Source organism: Amycolatopsis thailandensis (genome assembly GCF_002234405.1).
Classification (GTDB): domain Bacteria; phylum Actinomycetota; class Actinomycetes; order Mycobacteriales; family Pseudonocardiaceae; genus Amycolatopsis; species Amycolatopsis thailandensis.
Map to the genome: position 1 here is coordinate 20,694 of NZ_NMQT01000181.1, position 9,931 is coordinate 30,624.

12 protein-coding genes are annotated in these 9,931 nt (G+C 68.9%); 7 read left to right on the forward strand and 5 right to left on the reverse strand.

Annotated features, from left to right (window positions below; genetic code table 11):
* Positions 1-130 precede the first annotated feature (130 nt).
* The 4 genes from CFP71_RS40070 (at position 131) to CFP71_RS40085 (ending at position 4,863) form a co-directional block, all read left to right on the forward strand.
* On the forward strand, positions 131-904 hold the full coding sequence (locus CFP71_RS40070) for a cytochrome c biogenesis CcdA family protein (protein ID WP_093939106.1): 774 nt from the start codon (positions 131-133) through the stop codon (positions 902-904).
* Positions 901-2,478 (forward strand): cytochrome c biogenesis protein ResB, encoded by a 1,578-nt coding sequence (gene resB, locus CFP71_RS40075; RefSeq protein ID WP_093939107.1) that lies wholly within the window; start codon positions 901-903, stop codon positions 2,476-2,478. Before CFP71_RS40070 ends, resB begins: the two co-directional genes overlap by 4 nt.
* 5 nt (positions 2,479-2,483) lie before the next feature.
* Positions 2,484-3,464: a c-type cytochrome biogenesis protein CcsB gene (gene ccsB, locus CFP71_RS40080; protein ID WP_093939108.1), complete on the forward strand. Its 981-nt coding sequence runs from the start codon at positions 2,484-2,486 to the stop codon at positions 3,462-3,464.
* Between the two features lie 79 nt (positions 3,465-3,543).
* Positions 3,544-4,863, forward strand: coding sequence for a MinD/ParA family ATP-binding protein (locus CFP71_RS40085; protein WP_093939109.1), 1,320 nt, complete (start codon positions 3,544-3,546; stop codon positions 4,861-4,863).
* Positions 4,864-4,866: 3 nt separating this feature from the next.
* On the opposite strand, the gene CFP71_RS40090 is transcribed toward CFP71_RS40085, so the two are convergent.
* Positions 4,867-5,049 (reverse strand): hypothetical protein, encoded by a 183-nt coding sequence (locus CFP71_RS40090; RefSeq protein WP_005151794.1) that lies wholly within the window; start codon positions 5,047-5,049, stop codon positions 4,867-4,869.
* A 149-nt stretch (positions 5,050-5,198) separates the two neighbouring features.
* Complete coding sequence (locus CFP71_RS40095) at positions 5,199-5,411, reverse strand: BldC family transcriptional regulator (protein WP_005151795.1); 213 nt, start codon at positions 5,409-5,411, stop codon at positions 5,199-5,201.
* Between the two features lie 248 nt (positions 5,412-5,659).
* Between CFP71_RS40095 and CFP71_RS40100 the strand changes: the two genes are divergently transcribed.
* From CFP71_RS40100 to cds1, 3 genes are read left to right on the forward strand one after another with little or no spacing between them, the layout of a single operon-like run.
* Positions 5,660-6,133, forward strand: a complete 474-nt coding sequence (locus tag CFP71_RS40100; RefSeq protein ID WP_167406446.1) for an Lrp/AsnC family transcriptional regulator — start codon at positions 5,660-5,662, stop codon at positions 6,131-6,133.
* Positions 6,134-6,144: 11 nt separating this feature from the next.
* Entirely contained in the window at positions 6,145-6,423 is a 279-nt protein-coding gene (locus tag CFP71_RS40105) for a DUF4229 domain-containing protein (RefSeq protein ID WP_093939110.1), read from the forward strand.
* The gene (gene cds1, locus CFP71_RS40110; protein ID WP_093939111.1) at positions 6,420-7,502 is read left to right on the forward strand and encodes an L-cysteine desulfhydrase Cds1; all 1,083 of its coding nucleotides are present in this window, start codon (positions 6,420-6,422) and stop codon (positions 7,500-7,502) included. The genes CFP71_RS40105 and cds1 overlap by 4 nt, the downstream gene beginning before the upstream one ends.
* 355 nt (positions 7,503-7,857) lie before the next feature.
* On the opposite strand, the gene CFP71_RS40115 is transcribed toward cds1, so the two are convergent.
* The 3 genes from CFP71_RS40115 to CFP71_RS40120 form a co-directional block, all read right to left on the reverse strand.
* Positions 7,858-8,727: a 1,4-dihydroxy-2-naphthoate polyprenyltransferase gene (locus CFP71_RS40115; protein ID WP_093939112.1), complete on the reverse strand. Its 870-nt coding sequence runs from the start codon at positions 8,725-8,727 to the stop codon at positions 7,858-7,860.
* A gap of 93 nt (positions 8,728-8,820) precedes the next feature.
* Positions 8,821-8,979, reverse strand: a complete 159-nt coding sequence (locus CFP71_RS44465) for a hypothetical protein (protein WP_167333169.1) — start codon at positions 8,977-8,979, stop codon at positions 8,821-8,823.
* Between the two features lie 62 nt (positions 8,980-9,041).
* The coding region (locus tag CFP71_RS40120; RefSeq protein ID WP_093939113.1) for an AMP-binding enzyme at positions 9,042-9,931 on the reverse strand (890 nt) is incomplete at its 5' end.

Sequence of the window (9,931 nt, forward strand, 5' to 3'; positions counted from 1 at the left end):
CAACTACCGCATCCAGAGGACGAAACGCGGGAAACGACGACGGGACCAACGTCCTGACCGGGTGCGACGTAGGTCCCGTTGAGGGCGCCCCGGCGTTTTCACTCCGACCACACTGCCTACGCTCAGCCGGGTGAACTCCGTTACCGAGCTGGCTCTCTCGGGACCCTTGCTGCTCGCAGCGGGTGTCGCGCTGCTGGCCGGGACGATCTCCTTCGCGTCGCCGTGCGTCGTGCCGCTGGTGCCCGGGTATCTCGCGTACCTGGCGGCGCTGGTCGGCGCGGACGCCCCCGCGGTCAGCGCCGACGAGGAGCGCAAGAAGGGCCGGTTCGCCGTCGTCGGCGCGGCGGCCCTGTTCGTGCTGGGGTTCACCGTCGTCTTCGTGGTGACGCTGGGGACGCTGGTGTGGATCGCCGACGCCGTCGCGGTCAACATGGAACTCCTCCAGCGCCTCGGCGGCGTGCTGACGATCGCGATGGCGCTGGTCTTCCTCGGCTGGATCCCCGGCCTGCAGCGCGAGTTCCGCTCGCATCACGTGCCGCGCGGCGGACTGTGGGGCGCACCGGTGCTCGGCGCGGTGTTCGGGCTCGGCTGGACGCCGTGCATCGGGCCGACGCTGTCCGCGGTCATCTCCATGGCCAGCGCCACCGGCGGGGCGGCGGCGCGCGGGTACGTGCTGATCCTGGTCTACTGCCTCGGCCTCGGCCTGCCCTTCCTGCTCATCGCGTTCGGCACCCGCTGGGCCGTCCGCGCCACCGACTGGCTACGCCGCCACGGCCGTCAGGTGCAGGTCTTCGGCGGCGTCTTGCTGCTGATCGTCGGCCTGCTGCTGGTGACCGGCCTGTGGGGCGACATGACCGGCTGGATCCGGAACACCCTCGTGACCGACATCAGGCTGCCCTTGTGACCACCGAATACCGTCCGACGCCGCTGAAGCGGGTCCTCGCGTTCCTGCGCAACACCTGGCGCGGACTGACGTCGATGCGCACCGCGCTGGTGCTGCTGTTCCTGCTCGCGCTGGCCGCGATGCCCGGCGCCCTCCTGCCGCAGCGGAACCTCAACGCCGCCAAGACCGACGAGTACATCGCCGCGCACGGCTGGTGGGGCGAACTGCTCGACCGCACGCAGTTCTTCGAGGTCTACGGCAGCGTCTGGTTCTCGGCGATCTACATCCTGCTGATGGTCTCGCTCATCGGCTGTCTCGCGCCGCGCAGCTTCGAATACGCGAAGGCGATGCGCGCGAAGCCGGTGATCACGCCGCGCAAGCTCTCGCGGATGCCGCATCACGTGTCCACCACGACCGACCGGACCGCCGAGACGGTCATGAAGGACACTCACGAGCTCCTCAAGGGCTGGCGCCGTGTCGAGCGCGAAGAGGCCGACGGTGTCCGAAGCATCTCCGCCGAACGCGGGTACCTCCGCGAGACCGGCAACCTCGTCTTCCACTTCGGCATGCTCGGCCTGATCGTCTTCTTCGCCCTCGGCAAGCTCTTCGGCTACGAGGGCCAGGTCATCGTCCAGGCCGACGACAGCCAGTGGTGCAACGCCGGCATCCTCGGCTACGACACCTTCAACGCCGGGCTGCGCGTCGACGGCACCGACCTCAACCCCTTCTGCATCCGGCTGAAGGACTTCGAGGCGCGCTACACCGCGACCGGGCAAGCGAACTACTACCACTCCAACATGGAGTACCAGTCCGGCGAAGACCTGAAGACCGGCGCGTGGAAGCCGTACGGGCTCGAGGTCAACTCGCCGCTGCGCACCGCGGGCGACCGCGTCTACCTGCTGAACTTCGGCTACTCGCCGAAGTTCACGGTGACCTTCCCCGACGGCACCGTGCGCACCAACATCACGCCGTGGCGTCCCGCCGACGAGCCGACGAAGCTCTCCGAAGGCGCGACGAAGATCGACCAGCCGGGCATCACCGACCCGATCGAACGCCGCACCCGTCAGCTCGCGATCACCGGCCTCCTCGCGCCGACCGCGTTCATGCACGGCAACGTGCTGACGTCGTCGCGGCCCGAAGCGAACAAACCGGCGGTGGCGGTCGACATCTACCGCGGCGACCTCGGCCTCGACGCCGGACGAGGGCAGTCGATCTTCCAGATCGACCAGTCGCTCGTCGAGGACGGCAGGCTCAAGAAGCTCACCCGGCAGAACCTGGACCAGGGGCAGGAGACCGTGCTGGACGACGGCACGAAGGTCCGCTTCGACGGCGTCCAGGAATGGGTCGCCATCCAGGTCTCGCACGATCCTGTGCAGGGCTGGGTGCTGGTCTGCGCGGTCGCGATGCTGATCGGGCTGGCCGGATCGTTGCTGGTCAAACGGCGCCGGGTCTGGATCCGGGTGACCCCGGCCCGCGAAGGTGAGACGGGTACCGTGATCGAGGTCGCCGGGCTGGCGCGCACCGATCAGGCGGGCTACGGAGAAGAGTTCCAGCGGATCAGCGGCAAGCTGGTCCAGGGGCAGAGAGGCAACTAGAGGTCATGCCGATCAACGAGACGCTGTCCCAGTACAGCGACTACTCCTACACCACCGCGGCGGCGATCTACGTCCTCGCGCTGATGTTCGCGCTCATCGAGCAGGGCTTCGGGGCGAAGGGCCGCCTGGCGGCGGAGCGCTCCAAGCAGAAGGCCCGCGAACTGGTCGGCGCCGGCGGTCCGCCGGTGACCGGGCTGACGACGGGGACATCGGTCGAGCCGCCGCGCGAGATCGGCCGCCCCGAGCGCATCGGCCGCATGGGCGCCGCGCTGCTGGTGCTCGCCGCGCTGCTGCACCTTGCCGCGATCGTGCTGCGCGGGTTCGCCGTGCACCGCGCGCCGTGGGGCAACATGTACGAGTACGGCATGGCCACGACCTTCATCGCGGTCCTGACCTGGATCGTCATCCTGCGGAAGTTCCCGGTCCGCCACCTCACCGGCTTCCTGCTCACGCCGGTCGTGATCCTGATGTTCATCAACGGCACGATGCTGTACACGACGGCCGCGCCGGTGCAGCCCGCGCTCCAGTCGTACTGGCTGATCATCCACGTCTCCGCCGCCATCATCGGCTCGGGCGTCTTCCTGGTCCCCGGCGTCGCGAGCGTCCTTTACCTCTTCCGCTCCGCCCACGACGACAACCCGGCCAAGTTCCCCAAGTTCGGCCCAAAGCTGCCGACCGCGGACGTGCTCGACCGCATCGCCTACCGCACGACCATCTTCGCGTTCCCCGTCTTCACCTTCGGCGTGCTGTGCGGCGCCGTCTGGGCCGAAGCGGCCTGGGGCCGGTTCTGGGGATGGGACCCGAAGGAGACCGTCGCGTTCGTCGCGTGGGTCATCTACGCGGCGTACCTGCACTCCCGCGCCACCGCGGGCTGGCGGGGCAAGCGGGCGGCGATCATCAACGTCGTCGGTTTCTCCGCGACGGTGTTCAACCTGTTCTTCGTGAACCTGGTGACTTCCGGTCTGCACTCCTACGCCGGGGGCTGACCGTCGCCGCTGCACGCGAGCCGACTACCGTCAATACTGAGGTAACGGGGGAAGACGTGCGCGGAGGAGGAATTCAGCGGTGACCGGACCCAGCGAAGAATCGGCTCCTGGCCACCCCGAACCCACCGAGAGCGTCCAGCCCTCGGAGTTGTTCTCCGAGGACCGGACGGACTCGGCGCCGCATCCGCCCGCGAGCGCATTCGAGGCCGAGCCGACCCAGGTCGTCCAGCCCCAGTATCCGCAGCAGCAGGGGCAGTACGCGCAGCAGCAGCCCGCTCAGCAACCGCCGCTGCCGCAGCCGTCGCACGGGCAGTACCAGCAGCCCTACGACCAGAATCTGCCGCCGTTGCAGCCGCAGCAGGTCCAGCAGCCTGCCGCCCAGTACCCGCCTCAGCAGCAGCAATACGCGCCTCAGCAGCAGCCGGTCCCGGGGCTCCCGCAGCCGCAGGGCAGGCACGCGCTGCCGGACGAGCTCGCCACCGCGAGCCTGGTCAAACCGCAGAAGCGCAAGCCGCAGTCGGGCTGGCGCAAGGCGCTTTACGTGGGCACGGGCAAGCTCATCAACCCAGGGGAGAGCCCGGCCGACACCCGCAAGCGCGAGCTGATCGCGCAGATCAACCAGCCGCTGCGCGGGTGCTACAAGATCGCGATGCTGAGCCTCAAGGGCGGCGTCGGCAAGACCACCACGACGACCACGCTGGGCTCGACGTTCGCGTCGCTGCGCGGTGACCGGGTCGTCGCCGTCGACGCCAACCCGGACCGGGGGACGCTGTCGCAGAAGATCCCGATCGAGACCACCGCGACCGTCCGCCACCTGCTGCGTGACGCGGACAAGATCACCAGGTACAGCGACGTCCGTTCGTACACGTCGCAGGGCGGGAGCAGGCTGGAGATCCTCGCCAGCGAGCAGGATCCGGCGGTTTCGGAGGCGTTCTCCGAGGACGACTACCGGCGCACGGTCAACCTGCTGGAGCACTTCTACAACATCGTGCTCACCGACTGCGGGACCGGTTTGATGCACTCGGCGATGAAGGGCGTCCTGGACGTCGCGGACGCGCTGGTGGTGGTCTCGTCGGGCTCCGTCGACGGCGCGCGCAGTGCTTCGGCCACCCTCGACTGGCTGGAGGCGCACGGCTACGGCGACCTGGTCAAACGGTCCGTCGCGGTGATCAACTCGGTGCGGCCGAAGGGCGGCTCCGTCGACCTCGACAAGCTCTCCGCGCACTTCGGCGCGCGGGTCCGCTCGGTCTGCCGCATCCCGTTCGACCCGCACCTGGAAGAGGGCGCCGAGATCGAACTGGACCGCCTCGATGCCGACACCCGACTGGCGTTGCTCGAACTGGCCGCCACCGTCGCCGACGGCTTCGGTGGCCAGCAGTACCAGCCGATCCAGCCCTAGTTTTTACTCTTTGTCTTCGTCTTTACCCTTGCGCTGTTGCTCGCCGAGCTTGCGCAGGAAGTCGGGGTCGTCGTCCGGGGCCAGCGTCGGCCGCGACGAGGGCACGCCGACGCGCTCGATCCCGAACGCGCGCCACAAGACCACGGCGACGGTGAGCGCTCCGATGGCCGCGAGCAGATAGATCATGCTCGGTCCCTTTCCGCGTGGAGGACGTTGCTCAGTCCCACGAGGCTAGCCTCTTTGCCGCGCGCGGGGGGACCCACGGATACCCCAATGTGACGAAGGGCCGTCTTGAGCCCTTCGTCACCGGAGTCCCGTTTGGGAGAAATGCCTGTTCAGACCTTGCGAGCGGGTTCGCTGGCGTCGGTGGTGAGCTCGGCGAGGAGCTCGTTCACTTCGGCCTCACGGAACCGGCGGTGCCCGCCGGGAGTGCGGATCGAGCCGATCCGGCCCGCGGTCGCCCATCGGGTCACGGTCTTGGGGTCAACCCGGAACAGGGCCGCCACTTCACCGGGGGTGAGCAACCTTCCGCCCATGGTCGCGGTCATTTTCCGCCTCCTTCACGGCTTCACTGCTAAACCGGAGGCGGGCACAGTGCCCGTCGTGCCGGGTAGCCAACACGGCAATCGTTGCATCTCACCCGTCAGGTACTCGAACGGTTGTCCAACAGTAAAGAGCCCTTAAAGGTCAAAACCGACAACCGCGACATGGGTCTCCGAGCCCCGAGGACTTGTCACAGATGTACGAAAACGCGCCCTGATCTCCCGAATCGGGCCCCGGCCCCTAAGGTGTAGCGGTGGACCAGGTGGATCGGAAGATCATCGCGGCATTGCGGGAGAACGGGCGGGCTACCTACGCCGACCTCGGCCGGTCTGTCGGGCTCTCGGCGTCGTCAGTGCACGAACGGGTCGGCAAACTCGAGGCCGCCGGCGTGATCACCGGCTACCACGCCATGGTCGATCCCAGCACCGTCGGACTCGGGGTGACGGCGCTCGTCGGCATCCATCCCACCGACACCGCGACCGACGAGGACGTGGCGGCCGCGCTCGCGGCGCTGGACGAGGTCGAAAGCTGCTACGCCGTCGCGGGTGACGAGGCCTTCGTGGTCAAGGTGCGCGTGGCGACCGTCGACGATCTGGAGCGGTCGCTCAACCGGCTGCGGCGGATCCCCGGCGTCGGCCGGACGAACACCACCGTCGTGCTCTCCACCCGTTTCGAAGGGCGGCCCAACAACGCGGGCCTGGAGGACGAGCGGAACGGCAACGCGTAGCCTGCGTTGATGTGAGCGACAATCACCTGCCCCGAGACCTGACGTTGTACTTGCTGGCCAGGTTCGCCCTGGTCGGGGTCATCGGCGGCGGGTTGCTGCTGGCCAACGTCCCGCTGCTGGTGGCGCTGCTCGTCGGGCTGCTCGTCGGGCTGCCGCTGGGCATGCTGCTGTTCCGCTCGCTGAACGCGCGCGTGACCGCCGGGCTCGCCCGCCGCAACGAAAAGCGCGCTCGCGCCCGTGCCGAACTGCGCTCCCAGCTGCGTGGCGACCGAGCGGACGGGACGGCGTGAGCCGGCTCCACAGCCGCAGCTGGGTCCGCGAAGCCGTCCGCATCATCGAGGCCGACGCGAACCGCAGCGCCGACACGCACCTCCACGTCTTCCCGCTGCCCGCCGACTGGGGCATCGACCTGTACCTGAAGGACGAGTCCGTCCACCCGACCGGCTCGCTCAAGCACCGGCTCGCGCGTTCGCTGTTCCTGTACGGCCTGGTGAACGGTCAGATCGGGCAGGACACCGTGCTCGTGGAGGCGTCCAGCGGCTCGACGGCGGTTTCGGAGGCGTACTTCGCGCGGATGCTCGGCCTGCGGTTCATCACCGTGGTGCCGCGCAGCACCTCGCCGGAGAAGATCGCGCTCATCGAGTTCTACGGCGGCGAATGCCACTACGTCGACCGCGCGCCGGACATGTACCCGGAGGCCGAGCGGCTCGCTTCGGAGTGCAACGGCCACTACCTCGACCAGTTCACCTACGCCGAGCGCGCGACGGACTGGCGCGGGAACAACAACATCGCCGAATCGGTGTACGCGCAGATGCAGTCCGAGCGACACCCCGTGCCGACGTGGATCGTGGTCGGCGCCGGAACCGGCGGCACGAGCGCGACCTTCGGCCGCTACGTGCGCTACAAGCGGCACACCACGAAGATCGCCGTCGTCGACCCGGAGAACTCGTCGTTCTACGGCGCCTGGGAGACCGGCGCGCTCGACTACGCGACCGGCATGCCTTCGCGGATCGAGGGAATCGGGCGGCCGCGCGTCGAGCCGTCGTTCGTGCCGGGCGTGATCGACGAGATGCTGCAAGTGCCGGACGCCGCTTCGCTCGCGGCGATCCGCGTGCTGCGCGAGCGGACCGGGCACTGGGCGGGCGGCTCGACCGGCACGAACCTCTTCGGCGCGTTCACGCTGATCTCGCGGATGGTCTCGGAAGGCCAGGCGGGCAGCGTCGTCACGCTGCTGTGCGACGGCGGCGAGCGGTACGCGAACACGTACTACGACGACGCGTGGCTGGCGCAGAAGAACATCGACATCGAGCCCTACCTGGAGAAGTACCGGGAGTTCCTGGTGAGCGGAAAGCTCGCTCCGGAGGCTTGAGATCCGCGGGCCGGCTGTCCGGTGCGGGACTGTGTGGATTTCTGCTCGTCCAACGCACCGAAATCCACACAGTCGGCGTCCTGGTTCTGGCGTCGAGCAGGGCTTACCCCAAGATCGCGGGATCACCAAAGGAGCGGGGGACCTTTGCTATCGCCGGTGCCACCAGTTGTGGTCGGGCTCTCCCGCGGCAGGCACAGGTAGTGGGTCGAAGCGGGAAACTCAAGGAATGAATGGACCATTCACGCCTCCTCGCGCGCCGACCCGATGTGGGCTGAAGGGGCCCTTCACCGCGTCAGACGCAGCGAAGGGGCCCTTCACCGCGTCGCATGCGGTGAAGGGCCCCTTCAGCCCGGCTCTAGAGCGCGAGAGCGACCGCGGTCAGGACGGCCCAGCCCAGCATGGCGAACCCGGTGTCCCGCAGCGCGGGGATCAGCGCCCGCCCCTGCGAGCCGCCGCCGACGGCCTTGACCGACTTCAGCAGAAGAGGCGCGGTCAGCAGGCCCAGCAGCGCCCACGGCGTCACGAAGGCGAGCAGCACGCTCACGACGTACGGCACCGCGATCAGCACCAGGTAGAGCCGCCGCGTGCCCTTGTCGCCGAGCCGGGTGGCGAGCGTGCGCTTGCCGGATTCGACGTCGGTCGGGATGTCGCGGAGGTTGTTGGCGGTCAGCACGCCGGTCGAGAACGAGCCGACGGCGACCGCGCAGCCGAGCGCGGTCCAGCTGAGCTGTCCGGCTTGGACGTACACAGTGCCCAGTACGCCGGCCAGCCCGAAGAAGACGAAGACCGCGATCTCGCCGAAACCGTAGTAGCCGTAAGGCTTTTTGCCGCCGGTGTAGAACCAGGCGCCGAGGATGCAGACCGCGCCCATCGCCAGCAGCCACCACAGGCCGCTGATCGCGACGAGCACGAGCCCGAGCACTCCGGCCAGCCCGAGCGACGCCAGAGCGGCCGCCAGGACCGCCTTCGGCTTCGCGACCCCGGAGCCGACCAGTCGCAGCGGGCCGACACGGTTTTCGTCGGTGCCGCGGATGCCGTCGGAGTAGTCGTTGGCGTAGTTGACGCCGACGATCAGGGCCAGCGAGACGAGCAGCGCGAGAACCGATCGGGACCACGAGAAGCCGTCGAGCGCGAGCGCGGCACCGACCCCGGCGACCACCGGCGCCACCGCGTTGGGCAGCGTCCGCGGGCGCGCCCCTTCGATCCATTCACCAGCAGTCGCCATGCCGCCATTCTGGCCCTGGCGACTACCGGCCGGTATGCGGGGCTCGTCACCCGCTCGCGGTGCCGAGCCACCGCGAGCAGGCGACGTAGCGAGCTACTTCAGATCGTTGATCGTGTCTTCCAGGGTCCAGGTGAGTGTGCCGCTGTTCGGAACGGCGGTTTCCGGTTCGTCCGCCAGCGCGGGCCCGGCCAAAGCGACCAAGCCCATCGTGACGGCGGTGCAGGCCAATACTGTGCGTGTCCAGCGCGTCATACCTAGACGTAAACCCGCGGGTAATGATCGTGTCAACAATGTCCCAGTAATCGGTGGGGAATTCACGACCTTCGTAGGAGATTCCTGACGGCCGTCCGATCGACCTTTCCAGGACCCCGCAAGGGGAGTTCTTCGGCGAACTCGACCCGCTTCGGCGCGGCCGCCGCACCGGCCTCTTCACGGCACGCGGCACGTAGGGAATCAACGTCGCAACCAGCACCGACGACGAGCGCGACGACGGCCTCGCCCCACTCCGGGTCGGGTACTCCGACCACGCACGCGTCCCGGATCCCGGGCTGTGCGGTCAAGATCCGTTCGACGGCCGCGGCGGCCACCTTCACCCCACCGGTGTTGATCATGTCGTCGACGCGGCCGAGGATCTCCAGCCGCCCGTCGGCCGTCCACCGGCCACGGTCGGAAGTGCGGAAGCGGCCGCCCTCGAAGGACTCCGCGGTCAGGTCTGGTCGCAGCCGGTAGCCGTGCGAGAGCACGTCACCCGTGATATGAACCCGCTCGTCTTCGAGTTCGACGTGTACTCCGTCCAGCGGTACGCCTTCGTAGACGCAACCGCTGGCGGTCTCGCTCATGCCGTACGCGGGGACGATCTTCACGCCCGCTTCGGCCGCGCGCTCGCGCAGTCCGGCGGTGGTCGCCGCGGCCCCGATCACGATCGCGTCGAAGGCGCGGGCCGCCGCCAGCCCCGCGCCGCCCGCGTCGAGCAGCCGTCCGAGCTGGGTCGGCACGAGCGCGGTGTAGCGCGGTCCGTCGAGGGCCAGCAGCGGCGCGGCGGCTTCGGCGAAGTCGTCCGGCCGGAAACCGGGGGCGTGCAGCGCGGCGGGCGTCGTCCCGGCCAGGAGCGAGCGGACCAGCACCTGGAGTCCGCCGATGTACTGGGCCGGGGGCGCGAGCAGACAGTGCCCCGGCCCGCCGAGCCAGAGCGGACGAGCGGCGG

Excerpts from the sequence above, each read along its gene's own strand:
- ccsB (WP_093939108.1), top strand. The coding sequence starts at position 2,484 with ATGCCGATCAACGAGACGCTGTCCCAGTACAGCGACTACTCCTACACC.
- CFP71_RS40090 (WP_005151794.1), bottom strand. The coding sequence starts at position 5,049 with ATGATCTATCTGCTCGCGGCCATCGGAGCGCTCACCGTCGCCGTGGTC.
- CFP71_RS40095 (WP_005151795.1), bottom strand. The coding sequence starts at position 5,411 with ATGACCGCGACCATGGGCGGAAGGTTGCTCACCCCCGGTGAAGTGGCG.
- CFP71_RS40115 (WP_093939112.1), bottom strand. The coding sequence starts at position 8,727 with ATGGCGACTGCTGGTGAATGGATCGAAGGGGCGCGCCCGCGGACGCTG.
- CFP71_RS44465 (WP_167333169.1), bottom strand. The coding sequence starts at position 8,979 with ATGACGCGCTGGACACGCACAGTATTGGCCTGCACCGCCGTCACGATG.